Genomic DNA, 22,020 nt, shown 5'->3' on the forward strand with positions numbered 1-22,020 from the left:
CAACATCTGGGGGTGCCACTCGAACCCGGCACAAGATGTATGCTCATGCTCGCTGTCGCCGCAGGGGAATCCGGTGCGAATCCGGAACTGTCCCGCAACGGTGTACTCATGCGTGCAAACACCCCCATGTTCGCGCACATGAGAGTCAGTCCGAGGACCTGTCGACAGTGCGCCCAGGCCGCCGTGGCCCGGGTGCCATGACGTCCGGGCCTCGTGGAGTGGGCCGGTGGACGCGACGCCGCGTGCGCTCGTGTGCTGCCCCCTGCCCTCCGCAAGGCCCCGTGCCGAGCGAGGGAGTGCCCCCACGTGACCATCGCGCCAGCCGACCCGGCTTCAGCGACCAGCATCGCCGCCGTGGACGAGGACGGTCCCGGTACCGCGCTGCTGCGGACCCTGACCGAGCTGACCGCCGACCTTCCCGACGCCGACCCCGGACGCGTCGCCGCCGCCGCGCTGCGCGGCCGGTCGGCCCGGGCCGACGAGGCGGAGTTGCGCGAGCTGGCCACCGAGGCGGCCGCCGGTCTGATCTCCGAGGACCCCGCCTACTCCCGGCTGGCCGCCAGGCTGCTGACGATCGGCATCGCCGCCGAGGCCGCCTCGCAGGGCGTCACGTCCTTCACCGAGTCGGTCGCGGTCGGCCACCGCGAGGGCCTGATCGCCGACCGCACGGCGGAGTTCGTACGGGTGCACGCGGAGCGTCTGGACGCGCTGATCGACCCGGACGGCGACGACCGCTTCGGCTACTTCGGCCTGCGCACCCTGCACAGCCGCTACCTCCTGCGGCACCCGATCACCCGCCAGGTCATCGAGACGCCCCAGCACTTCATGCTCCGGGTGGCGTCCGGCCTCGCCGAGGACGACACGGCACGGGCCGTGGACGAGGTCGCCGCGCTCTACCGGCTCATGAGCCGCCTCGACTACCTCCCCTCCTCCCCCACCCTGTTCAACTCCGGCACCCGGCACCCCCAGATGTCGTCCTGCTACCTCCTCGACTCCCCGAAGGACGAGCTGGACTCCATCTACGACCGCTACCACCAGGTCGCCCGCCTCTCCAAGCACGCCGGCGGCATCGGACTGTCGTACTCCCGCATCCGCAGCCGCGGTTCGCTGATCCGCGGCACCAACGGGCACTCCAACGGCATCGTCCCGTTCCTGAAGACCCTCGACGCCTCGGTCGCCGCCGTGAACCAGGGCGGCCGGCGCAAGGGTGCCGCCGCGGTCTACCTGGAGACGTGGCACTCCGACATCGAGGAGTTCCTGGAACTCAGGGACAACACCGGCGAGGACGCCCGGCGTACGCACAACCTGAACCTCGCGCACTGGGTCCCGGACGAGTTCATGCGCCGCGTGAACGCCGACGCCGAGTGGTCGCTGTTCTCCCCGGCCGACGTGCCCGAGCTGGTCGACCTGTGGGGCGAGGAGTTCGACGCGGCGTACCGCAAGGCGGAGGCGGACGGACTCGCCAGGAAGACCATCCCGGCGCGTGACCTGTACGGCCGCATGATGCGCACCCTCGCGCAGACCGGCAACGGCTGGATGACCTTCAAGGACGCCGCCAACCGCACCGCCAACCAGACCGCCGAGGCGGGCCATGTCGTCCACTCGTCCAACCTGTGCACGGAGATCCTGGAGGTCACCGACGACGGCGAGACGGCGGTCTGCAACCTGGGGTCCGTCAACCTCGGCGCCTTCGTCGTGGACGACGACATCGACTGGGAGCGGCTGGACGAGACCGTCCGCACCGCCGTGACCTTCCTGGACCGGGTCGTCGACATCAACTTCTACCCGACCGAGCAGGCGGGCCGCTCCAACGCCCGCTGGCGCCCGGTGGGCCTGGGCGCGATGGGCCTCCAGGACGTCTTCTTCAAGCTGCGCCTGCCCTTCGACTCCCCGCAGGCCCGCGCCCTGTCCACCCGTATCGCCGAGCGCGTCATGCTCGCCGCGTACGAGGCCTCCGCCGACCTCGCCGAGCGCAACGGCCCGCTCCCGGCCTGGGAGAAGACCCGCACGGCCCGCGGTGTCCTGCACCCCGACCACTACGGCGTCGAACTGACCTGGCCGGAGCGCTGGGCGGCCCTGCGGGACCGTATCGCCGCGGTCGGCATGCGCAACAGCCTGCTCCTGGCGATCGCCCCGACGGCCACCATCGCCTCCATCGCGGGCGTCTACGAGTGCATCGAGCCGCAGGTGTCCAACCTGTTCAAGCGCGAGACGCTGTCCGGCGAGTTCCTCCAGGTCAACTCCTACCTGGTGACCGAGCTGAAGAGGCTCGGCGTCTGGGACGCGCAGACCCGTGAGGCGCTGCGCGAGTCCAACGGCTCGGTGCAGGGCTTCACCTGGGTCCCGCAGGACGTCCGCGACCTGTACCGCACGGCGTGGGAGATCCCGCAGCGCGGCCTGATCGACATGGCGGCGGCCCGCACGCCGTTCCTGGACCAGTCCCAGTCCCTGAACCTCTTCCTGGAGACGCCGACCATCGGCAAGCTCTCCTCGATGTACGCGTACGCCTGGAAGTCCGGGCTGAAGACGACGTACTACCTGCGCTCGCGCCCGGCGACCAGGATCGCCCGCGCCGCACAGGCGACGGTCCCCGTCCCCCAGGCCACCCCTGAGGACGCGGTCGCCTGCTCCCTGGAAAACCCCGAGTCCTGCGAGGCCTGCCAGTAATGACCACCGAAGCCAAGAACCTGCTCGACCCGGGCTTCGAGCTGACCCTCCGCCCGATGCGCTACCCGGACTTCTACGAGCGCTACCGGGACGCGATCAAGAACACCTGGACCGTCGAGGAGGTCGACCTCCACTCGGACGTCACCGACCTGGCGAAGCTCACCCCGGCCGAGCAGCACCTGATCGGCCGTCTCGTGGCCTTCTTCGCGACCGGCGACTCGATCGTCGCCAACAACCTGGTGCTGACGCTGTACAAGCACATCAACTCCCCGGAGGCGCGGCTGTACCTGAGCCGCCAGCTCTTCGAGGAAGCGGTCCACGTCCAGTTCTATCTGACGCTGCTCGACACCTACCTCCCCGACCCGGAGGACCGCACGGCCGCGTTCGCGGCGGTGGAGAACATCCCCTCCATCCGCGAGAAGGCCGAGTTCTGCTTCAAGTGGATGGACTCGGTCGAGAAGCTGGACCGCCTGGAGTCGAAGGCGGACCGCCGCCGTTTCCTGCTGAACCTGATCTGCTTCGCGGCCTGCATCGAGGGCCTGTTCTTCTACGGTGCCTTCGCGTACGTCTACTGGTTCCGCAGCCGGGGTCTGCTGCACGGCCTCGCCACCGGCACCAACTGGGTGTTCCGTGACGAGACCATGCACATGTCCTTCGCCTTCGAGGTCGTCGACACCGTCCGCAAGGAGGAGCCGGAGCTCTTCGACGACCAGCTCCAGCAGCAGGTCACGGACATGCTGAGGGAGGCCGTCGAGGCGGAGCTGCAGTTCGGGCGCGACCTGTGCGGTGACGGCCTGCCGGGCATGAACACCGAGTCGATGCGCCAGTACCTCGAGTGCGTCGCCGACCAGCGCCTCACCCGCCTCGGCTTCGCCCCGGTCTACGGCTCCGAGAACCCGTTCTCCTTCATGGAGCTCCAGGGCGTCCAGGAGCTGACCAACTTCTTCGAGCGGCGGCCGTCCGCCTACCAGGTCGCCGTGGAGGGCACGGTCGACCTGGACGAGGACTTCTAGGGTCGCGGCACCCGGGGCGCGGCAGAGCCCGCCCCGGGTGCCTGTCGACACGATCCGCCGTACGGCATGGATCCCTCCTCGCCGCTGACACGTCAGAGCGGTGAGGAGGGATACTCATGCGCCGTATCGGGATTCTCGCCGCCGCGGCCCTGCTGCTGGCGGGGTGCGGAACCGGGGCCGGTGGCGACAGCGGTGAAGCGGTGTCGCCGTCGCCGTCCGGCTGTCCGTCCGTGCCGGAGCTGCACGCCGCCGACAGCGGCCGTACGGTCTGCCTGCGGGTGGGCGGCACGGTCCGGGTCGGCCTGGACGGGGAGAAGGACCGTCCCTGGAAGCCGGTCACCGTCGAGGGCGCCGGGCTGGAGGCCGCCAACAGCGGCATCGTCCTGCTGCCCGGCGACGCGAACGCCGCGTTCGAGGCGGTCTCCCGGGGCACGGTCCGGCTCGCTTCGTCCCGGCCCCTGTGCGCCACCGGAACGGGCCGGATCGCGTGCCAGGGACTTCAGGAGTGGTGGGTCACCGTGGCGGTGAGGTAGCCGCGGCGCTCCCGGCGGGCGCGAGGTTCGACGGCCCCCGCGCGGTCCAGCTCCGCCTGCCTGATCTGGCGGTCGATGCGCCGGTCGCGGATGACGCCGGTCACCGCGGGCGCGACGAGCAGGACGAGGATTCCGAGGACGAACAGCATTCCGATCAGCCCCTCTGTCTGTGCGGTAGTCATGACACCACTCTCGCGCCGGATGCTCCTTACAAACAGTGGCAGTACTGCCGTACACCCTCGATTTACTGCCACTGCCGAGGCACACTGGACAGCATGCTGAAGAACGTGGCGGCCGTCCTGCTCAACGGCGTGCACCCCTTCGAACTCGGGGTGATCTGTGAGGTGTTCGGCATCGACCGCAGCGACGAGGGGCTGCCGACGTACGACTTCGCGGTCGCCTCGGCGGAGGGGCCCTCGCTCTCCACCCATGTCGGCGGCCTCACCGTCGGCACGCCCTACGGGCTGGAGCGGCTGGAGGAGGCCGACCTGATCGCCGTGCCGGCGGGGGCGGACTACGTCGTGCGGGACTATCCGCCCGAGCTGCTCGACGCGCTCCGCAGGGCCGTGGACCGCGGCGCCCGGGTGCTCAGCGTCTGCTCCGGCGTCTTCGTGCTCGGCGCCGCCGGGCTGCTCGACGGGCGGCGGTGCAGTGTGCACTGGCGGCAGGCGGACGAACTCGCCGTCCGCAATCCCCGGGCGCTCATCGAACCCGACGTCCTGTACGTCGACGAGGACCCGGTGATCACCTCCGCCGGCACCGCGGCCGGCATCGACGCCTGTCTGCACATCGTGCGCAAGGAACAGGGCCCCGAGATCGCCAACAAGATCGCCCGGCGGATGGTGGTGCCGCCGCACCGGGACGGCGGGCAGGCGCAGTACATCGAGCGGCCGCTGCCCAGCTCCACCTGCGACACCGTCGGCGAGGTGCTGGTGTGGATGGAACAGCACCTCGACGAGGAGGTCACCGTCGAGCAGCTCGCCGCCCGCGCCCACATGTCGCCGCGCACCTTCGCCCGCCGCTTCCAGCAGGAGACCGGCACCACGCCGTACCGCTGGATCCTGCGCCAGCGCGTGCTGCTGGCCCAGCACCTGCTGGAGGCCACGGACGAGACGGTGGACGCGGTCGCGGGCCGAACGGGGTTCGGCACCGCGGCCGCACTGCGCCACCAGTTCGTCCGGGCCCTGGGCACCACCCCGAACTCCTACCGACGGGCGTTCCGGGGCCCCGAGGCGGGAGGGGAGGCGGCCTGAGCCTCACCTCGCGACGGGCCGCAGCAGCAGTTTGTGCGGACGCAGCGTGATGCCCACCCGGGTGCCGTCGTCGGAGCCCTCCACCTGCTCGAAGCGGTACCTGGCCGAGATCGCCGCCGTGATCAGCGTCAGCTGCGCCATGGAGAAGTGGTCGCTCGGGCACTTGCGGTTGCCCACGCTGAACGGGCTCATGGCGTATTTCGGCACCTCCTTGACCCGGTCCGGGAGCCAGCGGTCGGGGTCGAACTCCAGGTTGCCCGGGTAGGACTTCGCGTCGCGCTGGATCGCGTACGGGCTGTACACGATGTCGGCACCGGCCGGAATGCGGTACCCGCCGAGTTCCGTGTCGGCGACCGCCCGGCGCGTCAATATCCATACGGCGGGCCGCAAACGCATGGCCTCGACGACGACATTGTTCGTGTGGGTGAGCGCCCGGACATCCTCGAATGCGACAGGACGCCCGCCTGTTACGGATTGCACCTCCTCGCACACCCTGTCCGCGTGTTCCGGGTGTTCCGCCAGGACTTGGAGCAACCACATGATCGTGGAGGCCACCGTTTCGCTGCCGGGGGTGAGGATGGCGACCACCTGGTCGTGGATCTCCTGTTCCCCGATGGGGTCGCCATTGTCGTCCTTCGCCTCCAGCAATGCCGTCAGCAAATCGTCCGGCTTTTGACCAGACGCACGGCGTTCGGCGACGATCTCGTCGACGAGGAGATGCAAATCGGCCAATGCCGCGTTGAATTTGCGGTTGGGCGGCAGGGGCAGGTTGTAGAGCGGCCCGAGAGGGACCACCATCCGCCGGTACATACCGCGGAAGACGGTGGCGAGGGCGACGCACAGCCGCTCGGCGCGCTCGTCCATGAAGTCCCCGCGCAGCAGACAGCGGGCCGCGATGCGCACGGCCACCCGGAAGGACTCCGAGGTGCAGTCGATGGTCTCGCCGGGCCGCCAGCGCGTGGTGAGCGCGTGCGCCTCCTCCTCCATGATCGGCCCGTACCCCGGGATCGCGTCGAGCCGGAACGCGGGCTGGATGGTGCGCCGCTGGCGGCGGTGCCGCGGGCCGTTGGCGGTGGCCACGCCCTCCTTGCCCAGCAGGGCCTCCAGGGACTGCCACAGCGGCCCGTCGATGACGTAGTCGGGGTTGAGGGCCAGGGCCCCGGTGAGGGCGGGCGTGGTGACGGCGTAGACCGTCTTGGGGCCGAGCTTGAGGCGTACGACGTCACCGTGGTCACGCAGTGCCGACATGAAGGCCAGCGGGTCGCGCAGCAGCCTCAGGCCGTGCCCGAGGAGGGGGACTCCCCCGCCCGCGAACACCGGCTCACGCAGCCCGGACGCCGGGGACAGCGGGGCCTCGGGTTTCACAGACTCGACGGTCATTTCTCACCTGCCGCTTCGTTGTTGACGTACGGGGGCGTGGACCGGTCGTCCCAGCTGTCGACCATGTAGCGGCCGGACTCGTGGTGGAACCAGTAGACGGTGCTGAACCAGTTGCGCATATTGCCGACACAGGCCCGCACGGCGGCGCCGAGCTCTTTTCCGCGCACGGTTCCGTCATCGAGCGAGGCGGCCAGCCGCAGGGCGGACTTCTCGGCCACGAGGAATTCCGTGACGCATTCCTCGACGCGCCGCCGCACTTCCACGACCGCCTGCTCCAGAGTCAGTCCCTCGTGTTTGATGAGACTGATCCCGAGATTGTGCACCTCATCGCCCGCTATTTCCTTCGGCAGCGAGCAGAGGTCGTTGTACCAGGCGGCGAATTCCTGACTCAGCAATGCCGCCCGCCGATATGCCGGGTGTTTCCGTACGCGGTCCGGGAGTTCCTGGCCCGCGCTCGGCTCCAGCAGATCGGTCCAGATCCAGTGCGCGAAGGTGAGGCGGCGCAGGGCGAGGTATTCCTCGACGGTCGGCACCGTGCCCTCGGTGCGATTGTGGAATTCCTGGTCGTACGCCTCGATCACCGCGTGGAAGTGCCGGGCGAACCGCGCGTTCCAGGTGCCGGGCAGGAACGCGTACAGCCGCACCATGCTGTCGGCGAACGCGGCGATCAGCGGGTCCTGGTGGTGCAGGTGCTCCTCGGGGGAGTCGAGTGCCGCGTGCAGCCGGTATCTGAGCCGGCGCCAGGCCGCGGGGCGGCGGTGGACGATGTCGCGGTCGTGCCGGTCGTCCCAGACGAAGAACCACGCGCTGTAGTCCGCTATCGCCTGGAGGACCTCGTCGGGGGCGCCCAGGTAGTAGCCCGCCATCAAGTCCGTGTAGCAAAGACCGTCGGCATATTCCGCCACCTTGTCCGCCGGCATGAGCCGCTTTTCGAGCAGCCAGGTGCGTGTCTTCTCCTGGAGCTGGGGCCAATACGGGTGCAGCTGCCGGGGAAACGCCGCCTCGATCACCGGCAGAGAGAGCGACGGTGGGACCGCGATCACTGCCGGTGTCGATGTGGTGCCGTGTGAGAAAGCATGCACGAACTAACCCCTCTCAGCCGCCAGTTGCGCACACCCCTCCCGCCGTGCCGGGCGTGCGCCGTTGCGTATCCCCGCACTTCCCATTCAGCACCACAACTGACCGTTCTGGGAATGGATTTGCACCATTCACTACCCCACGGTGCCGAGAATCTCCCCTTGCGTGACTGGTTCTGGATCATTAAGGGAGCGCATGCGATCGAACGTGCGACGGACAGGCGAACGGCGCCTGGTCAGGAAGGTGAACCTGAACAGACGCCGTGCGCAAGGGACTTGTGGGGCTCCCGGTCGGTCTCAGTCGTTGGCGACCACGGGGTAGCGGGGCTCGTTCTCGGCCATCTGCCGCAGCGCGTCCTTGCGTTCACGCTTGGAGAGCCGGTCGATGTAGAGGTACCCGTAGAGGTGATCGGTCTCGTGCTGCAAACACCGGGCGAAGTAGCCGGTGCCGCGGACCCGGATCGGGTTGCCCTTCTCGTCCTGCCCGGTCACCTCGGCGTAGTCGGGCCGGGCGAGCGGCGCGTACGCGGTTGGCACGGACAGGCAGCCCTCGTTGCTGTCGTCCAGCCGGCGCTTCTCGGCGGGCAGGTCCACGAGCTTGGGGTTGCAGATCACCCCGACGTGCCGTACGCCCTCGTCGTCAGGGCAGTCGTAGACGAAGACCTTCAGGTCGACGCCGATCTGGTTGGCGGCCAGGCCCACGCCCTCGGCGGTGCGCTGCGAGGCGAACATGTCCGCGATCAGCTGGTCCAGCTCCGCGCCGAACTCGGTGACGTCCTTGCACTCCTTGTGCAGCACCGGGTTGCCGACGACGGTGATGGGCCGCGAGGTGCCCCGCTCCCGCCAGCCGTTCTCCCGCTCCTCGGTCTCCTCGGTGTCGATGACGAAGCCCTCGTCGTCCACGGGGAGCACGCCCGCGTGCTGCTGATCGGTGTCCTGCTGCGCCATGACCGACGATGCCTTCCTAAACAATCAGGGGTGAAGTTGCTGATACAGGGTACGTGGACGCGCCCCTTCAGGGGCGCGGGGAACTGCGCACCCAGCCCCCACCGGCCCGCAGGTGAAAGACGACCTAACAGACCTCTTCCAAATCCCGCCAGTCCCGGGAATCCGGGCTGTCCGCGACCCACCCGTCCAGCAACCCCCGGACCAGCCCAGCCGGCGCGGCCACCCCGCACTCCCGCTCCGGCACCCACAGCTGCCCGTCGGTCCGATGCCCGAGCGGCCCCGGGTGTCCCGGCTCGCTGTGGTCATGCGGATCCAGATGCTCCCCGTCCCCCTCGTCCGAGGGCATCCGGGACTCCGAGCACATCCGGCACAGCAGCCGCACCGACGACGACCAGTCCTCCGCCGCGAACCCGGCGTCGGCCGCGAGCTGCTCCAGCGCGTCCCGGTCCGCCTCGGTGGCCGCCTCCAGGAGGACCACCCACGTCGGCACCGGCGAGGGCGCCCACAGCTCGATCTCGTCGAACACGGGGTAGGAGTGCCCGGCAGCGGTGGTCCGCTCTCCGTGCGGCACCCCGTCGTGGAGCACGACCTCGCCCCAGCGCCGCCCGGAGGACGGCAGGGGAATCGACAGCACCTCCATGCGCGCGGGGTCGAGACGGCGGCCCCAGACCACCTCCGCCTCACCCTCCGGCGACAGCCGTACCGCGGCGCTGCCGAGGTCCATGCCGACCGGCTCGCCGGAGTCCGCGGCGCCGCCCGGCACCCGCAGCCCGTAGGCCTGCCAGGCCCGCCGGGCCAGCGGCCAGTCCTGGAGCGCGGTGGCCGCGATGCCGACGTTCCACCAGTCGGGTGCGCCCGCCTCCCGGTCGAGCAGGGCGACGGCACGCAGGCCGGCCGCGCGGGCCTGCTCCCAGTCGTGCCGGAACTTGTGCAGCAGGGCGAGGTTGAACCAGGACTCCGACAGCCAGGGCTCCAGGTCGGCGGCGCGCGTCAGGAGCGCGCCCGCGTCCTCGTACCGACCGTCGCCGATCAGCGTGAACGCGCGGTCTGTGGCCTGCCGCCAGGAGGCGGAGGGCCGGTGCCGTCCCTTGCCGAAGATCCTCACGATTCCCGCCTGCCAGTTCCGTTCAGTGGGCTGGCCACTGCCCCCGGACACCCTCTTCTTCGCATCCAACCATGCGCGGCTGGAAGGGCGCTCATTACCCATGGGTTACCCAGCCGAGGGGAGGGTCAGACAGTCTCGTGCCAGGACCCGTGCCAGGGCCTCGACGACCTCGGGCGCGTGCTCCCCCGCGGTGGCGAGCCGCAGCTCCTCCAGGGCGGTCAGGGGGCCGCCGGGCCCCGCGTCCCGCGCCTTCTCCTCGTAGGCGTTCACCGTCCGCACGATCCGCGCGGCGACCGGCTGCCCCCGGTAGGGGTCGGCCTGCCGCTCCACGACCACGGCGACCGCCCCGGCCACCCCCGTCTGCCGGACGACCGCCCCGCCGAGCAGCGCGATCCGCCGCTGTTCCTCGGCGGGCAGGTCCGCGGTGGCCCCGTGGGGCACCGGGTCGACCAGGCTGAGCTGCCCGATGTCGTGCATCAGGGCGGCGTACTCCAGGACGGTGAGGTCGGGTCCGGACAGCCCCAGGTCCCGTCCCACGGCCTTGCTGAGCTCGGCGACCCGGTGGGCGTGCCCGGCGGGGGTGTACCCGGCGATCTCGGTGGCCCGGGCGAGCGAGGCGATGGTCTGCCGGTAGGTGGTCCGCACGGCGGCGTACCGCCGGAAGGCCAGCTGGGTGAGGAGCAGCGGCAGCGAGAAGACGGGCAGCGCCCACAGCCCGACGACGGCGACCGCGAGGGCTATCACCGCTCCGGTCGCGCAGACGGCGGACCCGATGCCGAGCAGGGCCCGCAGCTCGTGGCGGAGCAGTGGGGCGAACGGCCAGCGGGTGCGGGAGTGGGCGAGCGCGGCGGCGAGCACGGCGTCGCAGAGGGCGGTCAGCGCGAGGAGCGCCAGCAGCGTCAGCGCGTACGCCGGTCCGCCCCACGTGTCGAAGACGCCCCGGTTGTACAGGGGCTGGAAGCAGACGGCGGCGAAGGCGGTGCTGAGCACGCGCCGCGCGAGGTGGTCGACCATGGGCCCCTGTCCGCGCGCGATGTGCGGCACGCTGCCGAGGAGCGAGGCGGCGAGGACCACGGTGACGACCTGGAGGGCGCCGTGGGACGTGGGCCGTCCGGCGTCGGCCCCGAGCAGCGCGTAGGCCAGTGCCCCGGCGGCGCCGATCGGAGCGGCCTCCCGCACCCGGGCTCCGGTCCAGCGGGCCAGCTCACCGACCGTGATCAGCAGCCCGAAGGCGAGGGCGACCCCGCGCTCCTCCAGGCCGGTCCAGAGGATGACGGCGAGCGAGACCAGGGCGAGGAGACCGGCCGAGCCGTGCACCACGAGACGGGGCCATCTCATCGACGGACCCCGGGCCGGCTGGGGGCCCCGGGCCGGGGACGGGGCAGGTTCTCCTCGTCCGCGGTCACGACGGGATGCCAGCCGTGCCTGCCGAGCGCCCGGACCAGGGCGGTCACCATCCGCGGGTCGAACTGCGTGCCCGCGCACCGCTGAAGCTCCTCCAGCGCGGTGGGGACGGGCCTGGCCCGCCGGTAGGAGCGGGTCGAGGTCATGGCGTCGAAGGCGTCGGCGACCGCCACCACCCGCGCGGACTCCGGGATCTGACCGCCCACCAGCCCGTACGGGTACCCGCTGCCGTCCAGCCGCTCGTGGTGGTGCAGTACGGCGGCCCGCGCCTCGCCGAGGAAGGAGATGCCCCGCACCATCTCGTGCCCGTACTCGGGGTGCAGCTCGATGACGCGCCGCTCCTCGGGTGTCAGGGGGCCGTCCTTGCGCAGCAGCCGGGTCGGTACGCCGAGCTTGCCGACGTCGTGCAGGATCCCGGCGAACCGGAGCACCTCGATGCGGCCCTCGTCCATGCCGAGTTCGCGCGCGATCATCATGGAGGCCTGTCCGACGCGCTCGCTGTGCCCGCGGGTGTACTCGTCCTTGATGTCGACGGCCTGCACGAGCGCGCGGATGGTGGCCTGATGGGCGGCCTGTTCCCGGTGGTACTGCGCGAAGGCCCACCAGGACACGCACATCGGCAGCAGCACGAGCAGCGCGGCGACGGGCCCGTACGGGCTGCGCCACAGCACGGCCATCATCAGCCCGGCGAGTCCGTGCACGGCGATCGGTGCCAGGGAGCGTACGAACAGGCCCCGCCACGCCAGCCGTGCCGGCACCCGTTCGGCGAGCGCCAGGATGCCGCCGTCCAGCGCGGTCAGCACCAGGCAGAAGACGAGCACGGCCGCCCCGGCGGGCACCAGCGCGTACGGGAAGTCGGAGGCGACGACGGCGTCCCGGCCGCCCAGCCCCCAGTGGACGCGGGACGCCGCCCAGACGGTGACGGCGAGCTGCGCGGCCCGCCAGATCCGCCGGAGCGCGCGCGGCCGCCGCTCCACCGGGGACAGCAGCGCCCCCGGCACCGCGACGAGCGCGGCGGCGGGGGGCGGCAGCAGGAAGGCCCCGGCGAGCAGCACGGGATGGAAGGTGCCGGAGAACCGCTCGCCCCCGGCGTACAGGGCGGCGAGCAGGCCCACCACCCACCAGGGGCTGGTCACGGACGGCACCGCGTGCACGCAGTACAGGGCAACGAGGACGACACAGACCACGTACACACGTGCCCGTGCCGTCAACCCGTCCATGACGCCCCTTTGGATCTCCTGAGCCGACTCAGCTCGGAGCCTAGGGGGGCGTCGGCGGGTCCTGCGGGGCGATTACCCGCGGATTAGCACGTTCGAGTGACGACCTTGCGTTCAGGAGTCCTGTGGGGCGGTCGTGATGTCGTGCTCGGGCACGGCCTGCCCGGAGCGGATCAGGTCGAGCCGCCCGAGGACCTTGGCGCGCAGGTCGGTCGGTACGTCGTCCTGTCCGCAGCACCGCTTGACCAGCTTCTTCACGGCCTCTTCCAGGCCGTACTTCTCCAGGCACGGCGAGCACTCCGTGAAGTGCTGCTTGAACTTGTCGCGGTCGACGTCCGGCATCTCGCTGTCGAGGAACTCGTAGAGATGGTCGAGTACCTCACCGCAGTCCGTCTCGTGCGGGTCTCCGCAGCTCATGAGCCCGAACCTTTCACTTCGTCCGACTCTCCGGCGCCGGCCGGGACGAGCCCGCGCTCACGGGCGTAGTCCTCGAGCATGCCGCGCAGTTGGCGACGGCCCCGGTGCAGCCGGGACATCACCGTACCGATGGGTGTCCCCATGATGTCGGCGATCTCCTTGTACGCAAAGCCTTCTACGTCGGCGAGGTAGACCGCGATGCGGAACTCCTCGGGGATCGCCTGGAGGGCTTCCTTCACGTCCGAGTCGGGCAGGTGGTCCAGCGCCTGCGACTCGGCGGAGCGCAGACCGGTCGACATGTGCGACTCGGCACGCGCCAGCTGCCAGTCCTCGATCTCCTCGGCCGCGGAGCGCTGGGGTTCACGCTGCTTCTTGCGGTACGAGTTGATGAACGTGTTGGTGAGGATCCGGTACAGCCAGGCCTTCAGGTTGGTGCCCTCGCGGAACTGGTGGAAGGACGCGTACGCCTTGGCGTAGGTCTCCTGTACCAGGTCCTCGGCGTCGGCCGGGTTGCGTGTCATGCGCAGCGCGGCCGAGTACATCTGGTCGAGGAATTCGAGCGCGTCCCGCTCGAAGCGCGCGCTGCGCTCCGCGGTGCTCTCCGTGCTCGTGCCCTGGCCCTCGGGCTGCTCCGCCTGGCCGTGTTCGGTCCCTGCGTCGGTACCGGGAACCGGACCCACCTCCTCAAGATTGCGGGCAGGACCGAAACCGATCCCACCAGAATCGGAGGATAGAACACGATCCGGTCCGCCCGCCGCCCGAATAGGGGCGGTCTTGGCCGCGTGCAGCACCGTCCAGTCCAGGTCAGCGCGGCTGCTGCGGCTCGAATCAGACTCTGCCGGGCGCAGCCCGGCCACGGGATGGTGGCGGGTGACGGACGGGCAGAAGGTCGAACCCATGCGGCGGACTTCCTCTCTACGACGGTCGGTGCTTGGTCTTCAGCACTTCTGTCCGGCACAACAGAGCTTCGGAGCGCGGCATTCCCGGGGCTTCACCCGAGTGACCCGGTCCACTTCACGACCGCGTCCGTGATGACCGTCACGATCTGTTCCGGTGAGATCCCCGCCTTCTTCGGCACGGCGAACCCATGGTCGCCGTACGGCACCTCGACCAGTTCATGACCACCGGCCGGGAACTCCTCCGGCTTCCCGAAGGGGTCGTTGCCGCCCTGGACGACGAGCGTGGGCACCCCGGCGCCGAGCAGTTCCCCGGCGCGGGACTTCTCGGGCCGGCCCGGCGGGTGCAGCGGGAAGCTGAGCGCGAGGACGGCGGCGGCCCCCAGCTCGACGGCGGTACGGCAGGCCACGCGCGCGCCGGCGCTGCGCCCGCCGGAGATCACGGGCAGCCCCGGCGCGGCCACGGCGGGCCAGATCCCCCGCCATCCCACGTCCAGCGTCTTCGGCGCGGGTGCCACCTTCTTGCCCGCCACCCGCCAGGGCTGCTCGACGAGCGCCACGCTCACGCCGTGGTCCGGGAGAGTCCCCGCGAGGGCCTGCAGATCCCTCGCCTCGATGCCGCCGCCGGCGCCATGGCTGACGGCGAGCACGAGGCGTGCCTTCTTCGCGGGGTGCCAGGTGATGCGGGCGTCGCCGGCATCCGTACCGATGATCTCGGTGGTCACGTTGGTCACATCAGAAGAGTGTGCCCTCCTCGGGCCCCTCCAGCTCGGTCAGCAGCTCCGGTCCGTTGTTGCGGACGTTGCTGACGGCCGTGGAGACCGGGTAGGCGCGCATGAGCCCCTCGGGCGGGGGCGCGAGCAGCGAGCGCAGGTCCTCGACGTCCGTGCGGGAGGGGTCGAGCCAGCTGTCCCAGCGGTCCGGGGTGAGCATGAGGGGCATCCGGGGGTGGATCTCGGAGAGGGAGTGCGGGCCTTCCTCCGGTGCCACGCCGAGGGGGCCGGTCTCGGCCTCGGTGGTGATGACCGAGCAGGTCACCCACCAGGCCTGCGGGTGGTCGTCGGGGAGGGTCTTGTCCCGCCAGAACTCGTACAGCCCGGCCATCGCGAACACCGACCCGTCGGCGGGCAGCACGAAGTAGGGCTGCTTGCGCGGCCGCTTCTTCTTCCCCTCGACCTCCAGCTCCCGCTCGGCCTTGGCGGTGACCCACTCGTAGTAGCCGTCGGCGGGGATGATGCAGCGGCGCGAGGAGAAGGCCCGCTTGTACGAGGGCTTCTCGTGGACGGTCTCGGCGCGGGCGTTGATCATCCGGGCGGCGCCCTCGGGGGTCTTCGACCAGCTCGGCACCAGCCCCCACCGGAGCCTGCGCAGCTGCCGAACCGGCCGGGGGTCGTCGGCGTCCTTCACAGGGCGGTCGAGGACGGCGTAGACCTCCTTGGTCGGGGCCACGTTGTAGTCGGGGGCCAGGGTCTCCTCGGGCTCCCCCTCCCACTTCTCGATCTCAAAGATTCCTGCGAGATCCTCGGGTCCACGACTCGCTGCATACCGTCCGCACATACGTGCCACACTGCCAGACTCCGTACGACGAGAGGGAGCCCCCGCCGAACATGGACACCAGCACAGCGACCTCTCTCTGGGACGAGCTGATCGGCACCCAGCCCGACCCGGACCTGTGGGTGGTCCTGGCCACCCTGGGCGCGGCGCTCGCCATAGTCGTACCGCCCACCCTGTGGCGCGTCTCGCGCAACGCCATCACCATCGCCCACGAGGGCGGCCACGGTCTGGTCGCGCTGCTCACCGGCCGTCAGCTCACCGGCATCCGGCTGCACTCCGACACCAGCGGGCTCACGGTCAGCCGGGGCAAGCCGCACGGCCTCGGCATGATCCTCACGGCCGCGGCCGGGTACATCGCTCCCCCGCTGCTGGGCCTGGGTGGCGCGGCCCTGCTGGCCACCGGCCGCATCACCCTGCTGCTGTGGGTGGCGACGGCCCTGCTGCTGGCGATGCTGGTGATGATCCGCAACGCGTACGGCGCCCTGACGGTGATCGTCACCGGCGGCACGTTCGTGGTGGTGTCGTGGCTCGCGGGCCCCCAGGTGCAGGCGGCGTTCGCGTACGCGGCGGTGTGGTTCCTGCTCGCGGGTGGCGTGCGTCCCGCTTTCGAGTTGCAGGCGAAGCGGGTGCGGGGCGGGGCGGGTGACTCGGACGCGGACCAGTTGTCGCGGCTGACGCATGTGCCGGCGGGCCTGTGGCTGTTCCTGTTCCACGCGGTGTCGCTGTGCTCGCTGATAGGCGGCGGCCGGTGGTTGCTGGAGGTGTGAGGAGGTCCGGGGAGCCGTGCCACAGGGGTGCGGGGCCGCGGCGATCAGCCGCTCCGCGGGGCGCGACCAGCCACAACGGCGGCGCACCCGGAACACGGCCCCCCACTAGAGTGGACGCATGGCTTTGAACCCCTCAGAAACCGCCCTCTGGCCCGCACCCCACGCGAGCGGAGCCGTCGACGCGACGGTCCACGTCCCGGGGTCGAAGTCCGTCACCAACCGCGCCCTGGTCCTCGCGGCCCTCGCCTCGGAACCGGGCTGGCTGCGCCGCCCCCTGCGCTCCCGCGACACCCTCCTCATGGCGGCCGCGCTCCGTGAGATGGGCGTGGGCATCGAGGAGGGCGTGGGCCCCGACGGCACCGGCGAGTCCTGGCGGGTGCTCCCGGCCGGTCTGCGCGGCCCGGCCACGGTCCACGTGGGCAACGCGGGCACGGTCATGCGCTTCCTGCCCCCCGTGGCCGCCCTGGCCGACGGCCCCATCCGCTTCGACGGCGACCCCCGGTCCTACGAGCGCCCCCTGAACGGTGTGATCGACGCCCTGCGCGTCCTCGGCGCCCGGATCGACGACGACGGCCGGGGTGCCCTGCCGCTGACGGTGCACGGCGGGGGCGCGCTGGACGGCGGTCCGGTGGAGATCGACGCGTCCTCGTCGTCGCAGTTCGTGAGCGCGCTGCTGCTGAGCGGCCCGCGGTTCAACCAGGGGGTCGAGGTCCGCCACACCGGCTCCTCGCTGCCCTCCCTGCCGCACATCCGCATGACGGTCGACATGCTGCGCGCGGTCGGCGCCCAGGTCGACACCCCGGAGGCGGGCGGCGAGCCCGATGTCTGGCGGGTCACTCCGGGCGCGCTGCTCGGCCGGGACCTGACGATCGAGCCCGACCTCTCCAACGCCCAGCCCTTCCTCGCGGCGGCCCTGGTCACCGGCGGCAAGGTCGTGATCCCGGACTGGCCGAGCCGCACCACCCAGCCCGGCGACCGGCTGCGGGAGATCTTCACCGAGATGGGCGGTTCCTGCGAACTCACCGACTACGGACTGGTGTTCACCGGCTCGGGTTCGATCCACGGCATCGACGCCGACCTGAGCGAGGTCGGCGAGCTGACCCCGGGCATCGCGGCGGTGGCGGCTCTCGCGGACTCCCCCTCGACCCTGCGCGGCGTGTCCCATCTGCGGTTGCACGAGACGGACCGGCTGGCCGCGCTCACCAAGGAGATCAACGAACTCGGGGGTGACGTGACCGAGACGGCAGACGGTCTGCACATCCGCCCGCGCACCCTGCACGGCGGGACCTTCCACACCTACGAGGACCACCGCATGGCGACCGCCGGCGCGATCATCGGCCTGGCGGTTCAGGGCGTGCGGATCGAGAACGTGGCGACGACGGCGAAGACACTGCCGGACTTCCCCGAGCTGTGGACCGGGATGCTCGGGGCGTAGGAGCCGAGAGATCATGCGCCGCTACAGCAAGCACACCGACGAGGACGACATCCGCTCCCGTCCCAACCGCAAGGGCAACCGGCCGCGGACCAACATCCGCCCCAAGCACGAGGACGCGGCCTGGGGCATGGTCCTCACCGTCGACCGGGGACGGCTGACCGTGCTCGTCGACGACCGGATCGTGATGGCCATGAAGGCCCGCGAACTGGGCCGCAAGGCCGCGATCGTCGGCGACCGGGTGGCCCTGGTCGGCGACCTGACCGGCACGAAGGACACCCTCGCGCGGATCGTCCGCATCGAGGAGCGCACCTCCGTGCTGCGTCGCACGGCGGACGACGACGACCCGTTCGAGCGCGTGGTGGTCGCCAACGCCGACCAGCTCGCCATCGTCACGGCCCTCGCCGACCCCGAGCCCCGCCCCCGCCTGATCGACCGCTGCCTGGTCGCGGCGTACGACGGTGGCCTGGAGCCCCTGCTGGTGATGACCAAGTCGGACCTGGCCCCGCCGGACAAGCTCTTGGAGCTCTACGGCGACCTCGACATCCCCTTTGTCGTCACCAGCCGTGAGGAGTTGGAGAACGGCGACGCGACGGACCGGGTCCGCGAGCAACTCGACGGCAAGATCACGGCGTTCGTCGGCCACTCCGGCGTGGGCAAGACGACCCTGGTCAACGCGCTCGTGCCCGAGGACCGGCGCCGGCTGACGGGCCATGTGAACGCGGTCACCGGACGCGGCCGGCACACCACGACCTCGGCGCTCGCCCTGCCCCTGGCGGGGGAGGGCGGCTGGGTGATCGACACCCCGGGTCTACGGTCGTTCGGACTGCACCACGTCGACGCGTCCCGTGTGATCCACGCGTTCCCGGACCTGGAGCCGGGAACCGAGGGCTGTCCCCGTGCGTGCAGTCATGACGAGCCGGACTGCGCGCTGGACCAATGGGTGGCCGACGGACACGCGGACCCGGCCCGGCTCTACTCGCTGCGCAGGCTGTTGTCGACGAGGGAACGCAGGGAAGGCGACTGACCTCCGCGTTGTTTGTCTGCGTACAGGTCAGGTAAAGGCATACTCGCACCGAGCCGGACACAGGGGAGGACAGCACATGGCGTGGCTGCTGGTGGTGGTGGCCGGGTTGTTGGAGACCGGATTCGCCGTGTGTCTGAAGCTCTCGCACGGGTTCACCCGGCTCTGGCCGACGGTCGCCTTCTGCGTCTTCGCCCTCGGCAGCTTCGGTCTGCTGACCCTGTCGCTCAAGAAGCTCGACGTCGGCCCGGCGTACGCGGTGTGGACCGGCATCGGCGCGGCGGGCACCGCGATCTACGGCATGATCTTCCTCGGCGACCTGGTCTCGACCCTGAAAATCGTCTCGATCAGCCTGGTCATCGTGGGCGTGATCGGCCTCCAGCTGTCGGGCTCGGCGCATTAGGCCCGGTCCCGGCGTCTACACCGGCTGTCGGTGCAGCGCGCTGCGGACCAGCTCGGACACCCCGCCCTCGCCGGGTGGGGCCGCCACGCAGGACAGCGCGATCCGGATGGTCAGCTCGCAGGAGCGGGCGAGGTCCGTGAGGTCCGTCTTGTGCGCGCCGGGTCCGGCGAGCACGGCCACGGCGCGGTCGCGCACCAGCGCCACGAAGTCGCTGGGCGAGGGCAGCGGGCCGTCCGCCCGGCGCTGGGCCGGCACCGCGGAGGCGGACGGGACCGCGGACAGGGTCGGGGCGGGCAGGCGCTCGCTCCAGCAGCCGGTGAGCATGGCCCGCACCAGCGCGTTGTCCCGGGCGGTGGCGGCGGTCCACTCGGCGGTCGCGGTCAGCCGCTCCCGTGCGTCGCTGTGGGTGGTGAGCGCGCGCTCCACGCCGGCGAGGTAGCCGTCGGCCTCCCTTCTGACAAGGGCCCGGGCCAGACCTTCCTTGCTCCCGAACTCGTTGTACAGGGTCTGCCGTGAGACCCCGGCCGCCGCGGCGACATCCACCATCCGCACCGCGGACCACGGCCGACGCGCCAGCGCCGTGTACGCGGCGTCCAGCAGGGATTCCCTCGCTGCGGGCATCATCGCCTCCTAGGGGCGAGCGGCTCTGCCCCAGATTTGACGCGCGTGAGGGCACTGTCAAGGGTTCGCGAGGGCATGGAGGGGCGCCCCCGATCCACCGCACGCCGCCCGCGGCGGCGCCGTCCACACCGTGGTCCCGTGTGGCCCCGCGGTGGCGACGGCGGATAGCGTTCGTCCCATGCCGGACTACCTCGACGACCTCCGCTTCGCCCACGTCCTCGCGGACGCGGCGGACGCGGCGACCATGGACCGCTTCAAGGCGCTGGACCTCAAGGTCGAGACGAAACCGGACATGACCCCGGTGAGCGAGGCGGACAAGGCCGCCGAGGACTTGATCCGCACCCACCTCCAGCGCGCCCGCCCGCGGGACGCGATCCTCGGCGAGGAGTTCGGCGTCCAGGGCACCGGCCCGCGCCGCTGGGTGATCGACCCGATCGACGGCACCAAGAACTACGTCCGCGGGGTGCCCGTCTGGGCCACCCTGATCGCCCTGATGGAGGCGACCGAGGGCGGCTACCAGCCCGTCGTCGGCGTCGTCTCCGCGCCCGCCCTGGGCCGCCGCTGGTGGGCCGCGAAGGGCCACGGCGCCTACACCGGCCGCAGCCTCTCCTCGGCCTCGCGCCTGCGCGTCTCCCAGGTCTCGAAGTTGTCGGACGCCTCCTTCGCGTACTCCTCGCTGAGCGGCTGGGAGGAACAGGGCCGGCTGAACGGCTTCCTGGACCTGACCCGCGAGGTGTGGCGCACGCGCGCGTACGGCGACTTCTGGCCCTACATGATGGTCGCGGAGGGTTGCGTCGACATGTGCGCCGAACCCGAGCTCTCCCTCTGGGACATGGCCGCCAACGCGATCATCGTCACGGAGGCCGGCGGCACCTTCACCGGCCTGGACGGCCGCCCCGGTCCGCACAGCGGCAACGCGGCCGCCTCCAACGGCCCGCTCCATGACGAGCTGCTGGGTTATCTCAACCAGCGTTACTGATCGGCACGGATGAGCGCGTGCGCCCTCAATCGGCCGCACGCGCCCTCTTGTTGACCCACGCTTTACCTGCGACTCTGTGAGCACCCTCATTTGTGAACTTGTGAACCGCTGAACCAATGCGGCGGTTTCCTCTGGAGGTGACTCCGCACCCATGCTCGTCCGTGACGCCATGAGCACAGTGGTCCTCACCATCGGCCCGACCCACACCCTCCGCCAGGCCGCGGCCCTGATGTCCGCCCGCCGCGTCGGCGCCGCCGTGATCCTCGACCCCGATGCCGGCGGGGTCGGCATCCTGACCGAACGGGACGTCCTCAACGCCGTGGGCCTGGGCCAGAGCCCGGACACGGAACGCGTCCACGACCACACCACCACCGACGTCGTCTTCGCGACGCCGTCCTGGACCCTGGAGGAGGCGGCCCGGGCCATGACCCACGGCGGCTTCCGGCACCTCATCGTCCTGGACCACGACGAGCCGGTCGGCATCGTCTCGGTCCGCGACATCATCCGCTGCTGGGCACCGACCCGGCAGCACGCCCCCGCCCCGGCCTGACCACACGGACGGCCGGGCCCCTCTCGCCGGGAGGGGCCCGGCCGTCCGCGCACGCCACCCGGGACACTCCGCCCACTTGGCGCCGAGCGCGGGCGATCCTACAATGGAATATGTCTAACTTCGACAAAGATCTAAAATCACATCTCTTCGGGACCTTCGTCCCCTGCTGTTAAGGTGACCCCTATGAGCGACCTTCTGGATCGACTGCGCGGCCGCGGATGGCGGATGACCGCGCAGCGGCGTGTCGTGGCCGAGGTCCTCGACGGCGATCACGTCCACCTGACGGCCGACGAGGTCCACGCGCGGGCCGTCGCCAAGCTGCCCGAGATCTCCCGGGCGACCGTCTACAACACGCTGGGCGAGCTGGTGTCCCTGGGCGAGGTCCTCGAGGTCGCCACCGACAAGCGCGCCAAGCGGTACGACCCGAACGCACACCGGCCGCACCACCACCTGGTGTGCGCCCAGTGCGGCGCGATCCGCGACGTCCACCCGAGCGGCGACCCGCTGACGGACCTGCCCGACTCGGAGCGCTTCGGCTTCACGGTCTCCGGCGTCGAGGTGACGTACCGCGGCGTCTGCCCGAACTGCGCGGCCGCGTAACCCCGCTTCCGAAGCCCCGGCACCCCCAGGTGCCGGGGCTTCGCGCTGTCCGCGGACTTCCCGGATCGAGCGGGAGGGCCGGGAGAGCCTGGATGTCACCCGCAAGGTGCCGCCGACACCGGACGCGCTCCCCAAGCAGGGGTCCGGAAACGCACCGAGGGCCGGAACCCTTTCGGATTCC

At 70.9% G+C, this 22,020-nt stretch carries 23 protein-coding genes and 1 riboswitch; of the genes, 11 read left to right on the forward strand and 12 right to left on the reverse strand.

What is annotated here, in order from left to right; translation table 11 throughout:
• Nucleotides 1-39: 39 nt before the first annotated feature.
• Nucleotides 40-180: riboswitch (cobalamin riboswitch) on the forward strand.
• 126 nt (nt 181-306) lie between these two features.
• The 3 genes from ACZ56U_RS13205 to ACZ56U_RS13215 all read left to right on the forward strand — a co-directional run bounded on the left by ACZ56U_RS13205 (nt 307) and on the right by ACZ56U_RS13215 (nt 4,213).
• On the forward strand, nt 307-2,667 hold the full coding sequence (locus tag ACZ56U_RS13205) for a ribonucleoside-diphosphate reductase subunit alpha (RefSeq protein WP_469084118.1): 2,361 nt from the start codon (nt 307-309) through the stop codon (nt 2,665-2,667).
• Nucleotides 2,667-3,680 carry a ribonucleotide-diphosphate reductase subunit beta gene (locus ACZ56U_RS13210; protein ID WP_391232914.1) on the forward strand — a complete coding sequence of 338 codons (1,014 nt, stop codon included), beginning with the start codon at nt 2,667-2,669 and terminating at the stop codon, nt 3,678-3,680. Before ACZ56U_RS13205 ends, ACZ56U_RS13210 begins: the two co-directional genes overlap by 1 nt.
• Before the next feature lie 116 nt (nt 3,681-3,796).
• The gene (locus ACZ56U_RS13215; protein ID WP_469084119.1) at nt 3,797-4,213 is read left to right on the forward strand and encodes a hypothetical protein; all 417 of its coding nucleotides are present in this window, start codon (nt 3,797-3,799) and stop codon (nt 4,211-4,213) included.
• Here ACZ56U_RS13215 and ACZ56U_RS13220 read toward each other — a convergent pair.
• Nucleotides 4,180-4,395 carry a hypothetical protein gene (locus ACZ56U_RS13220; RefSeq protein ID WP_469084120.1) on the reverse strand — a complete coding sequence of 72 codons (216 nt, stop codon included), beginning with the start codon at nt 4,393-4,395 and terminating at the stop codon, nt 4,180-4,182. The two genes, ACZ56U_RS13215 and ACZ56U_RS13220, sit on opposite strands and share 34 nt — an antisense overlap.
• Before the next feature lie 93 nt (nt 4,396-4,488).
• Here ACZ56U_RS13220 and ACZ56U_RS13225 point away from each other — a divergent pair, with 93 nt between their 5' ends.
• Complete coding sequence (locus tag ACZ56U_RS13225; RefSeq protein WP_469084121.1) at nt 4,489-5,466, forward strand: helix-turn-helix domain-containing protein; 978 nt, start codon at nt 4,489-4,491, stop codon at nt 5,464-5,466.
• 3 nt (nt 5,467-5,469) lie between these two features.
• Here the strand turns inward: ACZ56U_RS13225 and ACZ56U_RS13230 are convergent, their stop codons facing one another.
• The 10 genes from ACZ56U_RS13230 to ACZ56U_RS13275 all read right to left on the reverse strand — a co-directional run bounded on the left by ACZ56U_RS13230 (nt 5,470) and on the right by ACZ56U_RS13275 (nt 15,466).
• The gene (locus tag ACZ56U_RS13230) at nt 5,470-6,846 is read right to left on the reverse strand and encodes a bifunctional albaflavenone monooxygenase/terpene synthase (protein WP_469084122.1); all 1,377 of its coding nucleotides are present in this window, start codon (nt 6,844-6,846) and stop codon (nt 5,470-5,472) included.
• Nucleotides 6,843-7,928, reverse strand: a complete 1,086-nt coding sequence (gene cyc1 / locus ACZ56U_RS13235) for an epi-isozizaene synthase (protein ID WP_469084123.1) — start codon at nt 7,926-7,928, stop codon at nt 6,843-6,845. The genes ACZ56U_RS13230 and cyc1 overlap by 4 nt, the downstream gene beginning before the upstream one ends.
• A gap of 291 nt (nt 7,929-8,219) precedes the next feature.
• Nucleotides 8,220-8,870: a peptide deformylase gene (gene def, locus ACZ56U_RS13240; protein WP_469084124.1), complete on the reverse strand. Its 651-nt coding sequence runs from the start codon at nt 8,868-8,870 to the stop codon at nt 8,220-8,222.
• Between the two features lie 124 nt (nt 8,871-8,994).
• Nucleotides 8,995-9,975, reverse strand: a complete 981-nt coding sequence (locus ACZ56U_RS13245) for a tetratricopeptide repeat protein (protein WP_391232931.1) — start codon at nt 9,973-9,975, stop codon at nt 8,995-8,997.
• Nucleotides 9,976-10,080: 105 nt separating this feature from the next.
• Entirely contained in the window at nt 10,081-11,313 is a 1,233-nt protein-coding gene (locus tag ACZ56U_RS13250) for an HD-GYP domain-containing protein (RefSeq protein WP_469084125.1), read from the reverse strand.
• Complete coding sequence (locus ACZ56U_RS13255; protein ID WP_469084126.1) at nt 11,310-12,599, reverse strand: HD-GYP domain-containing protein; 1,290 nt, start codon at nt 12,597-12,599, stop codon at nt 11,310-11,312. Before ACZ56U_RS13255 ends, ACZ56U_RS13250 begins: the two co-directional genes overlap by 4 nt.
• Before the next feature lie 111 nt (nt 12,600-12,710).
• Nucleotides 12,711-13,013, reverse strand: coding sequence for a mycothiol system anti-sigma-R factor (rsrA, locus tag ACZ56U_RS13260; RefSeq protein ID WP_469084127.1), 303 nt, complete (start codon nt 13,011-13,013; stop codon nt 12,711-12,713).
• Nucleotides 13,010-13,693 carry an RNA polymerase sigma factor SigR gene (sigR, locus tag ACZ56U_RS13265; RefSeq protein WP_391232937.1) on the reverse strand — a complete coding sequence of 228 codons (684 nt, stop codon included), beginning with the start codon at nt 13,691-13,693 and terminating at the stop codon, nt 13,010-13,012. The genes rsrA and sigR overlap by 4 nt, the downstream gene beginning before the upstream one ends.
• A gap of 311 nt (nt 13,694-14,004) precedes the next feature.
• Complete coding sequence (locus ACZ56U_RS13270; protein ID WP_469084281.1) at nt 14,005-14,634, reverse strand: alpha/beta hydrolase family protein; 630 nt, start codon at nt 14,632-14,634, stop codon at nt 14,005-14,007.
• Nucleotides 14,635-14,644: 10 nt separating this feature from the next.
• Nucleotides 14,645-15,466 (reverse strand): SOS response-associated peptidase, encoded by an 822-nt coding sequence (locus tag ACZ56U_RS13275; protein ID WP_469084128.1) that lies wholly within the window; start codon nt 15,464-15,466, stop codon nt 14,645-14,647.
• Nucleotides 15,467-15,516: 50 nt separating this feature from the next.
• Between ACZ56U_RS13275 and ACZ56U_RS13280 the strand changes: the two genes are divergently transcribed.
• The 4 genes from ACZ56U_RS13280 (at nt 15,517) to ACZ56U_RS13295 (ending at nt 19,089) form a co-directional block, all read left to right on the forward strand.
• Nucleotides 15,517-16,230, forward strand: coding sequence for a M50 family metallopeptidase (locus tag ACZ56U_RS13280; RefSeq protein WP_469084129.1), 714 nt, complete (start codon nt 15,517-15,519; stop codon nt 16,228-16,230).
• 118 nt (nt 16,231-16,348) lie between these two features.
• Nucleotides 16,349-17,665: a 3-phosphoshikimate 1-carboxyvinyltransferase gene (gene aroA, locus ACZ56U_RS13285; RefSeq protein ID WP_469084130.1), complete on the forward strand. Its 1,317-nt coding sequence runs from the start codon at nt 16,349-16,351 to the stop codon at nt 17,663-17,665.
• 13 nt (nt 17,666-17,678) lie between these two features.
• The gene (gene rsgA, locus ACZ56U_RS13290; RefSeq protein ID WP_469084131.1) at nt 17,679-18,689 is read left to right on the forward strand and encodes a ribosome small subunit-dependent GTPase A; all 1,011 of its coding nucleotides are present in this window, start codon (nt 17,679-17,681) and stop codon (nt 18,687-18,689) included.
• 76 nt (nt 18,690-18,765) lie between these two features.
• Nucleotides 18,766-19,089 (forward strand): DMT family transporter, encoded by a 324-nt coding sequence (locus ACZ56U_RS13295; RefSeq protein ID WP_391232943.1) that lies wholly within the window; start codon nt 18,766-18,768, stop codon nt 19,087-19,089.
• Between the two features lie 15 nt (nt 19,090-19,104).
• Here ACZ56U_RS13295 and ACZ56U_RS13300 read toward each other — a convergent pair whose 3' ends face one another.
• Complete coding sequence (locus tag ACZ56U_RS13300; RefSeq protein ID WP_469084132.1) at nt 19,105-19,713, reverse strand: TetR/AcrR family transcriptional regulator; 609 nt, start codon at nt 19,711-19,713, stop codon at nt 19,105-19,107.
• Nucleotides 19,714-19,888: 175 nt separating this feature from the next.
• Here ACZ56U_RS13300 and hisN point away from each other — a divergent pair, with 175 nt between their 5' ends.
• The 3 genes from hisN (at nt 19,889) to ACZ56U_RS13315 (ending at nt 21,839) form a co-directional block, all read left to right on the forward strand.
• A complete protein-coding gene (gene hisN, locus ACZ56U_RS13305) occupies nt 19,889-20,689 on the forward strand; it encodes a histidinol-phosphatase (RefSeq protein WP_469084133.1) in 801 nt (266 codons plus the stop codon).
• A 151-nt stretch (nt 20,690-20,840) separates the two neighbouring features.
• Nucleotides 20,841-21,239, forward strand: coding sequence for a CBS domain-containing protein (locus tag ACZ56U_RS13310; RefSeq protein ID WP_469084134.1), 399 nt, complete (start codon nt 20,841-20,843; stop codon nt 21,237-21,239).
• Between the two features lie 183 nt (nt 21,240-21,422).
• Complete coding sequence (locus ACZ56U_RS13315; protein ID WP_469084135.1) at nt 21,423-21,839, forward strand: Fur family transcriptional regulator; 417 nt, start codon at nt 21,423-21,425, stop codon at nt 21,837-21,839.
• Nucleotides 21,840-22,020 lie beyond the last annotated feature (181 nt).

The organism is Streptomyces sp. NPDC034103, assembly GCF_055575395.1.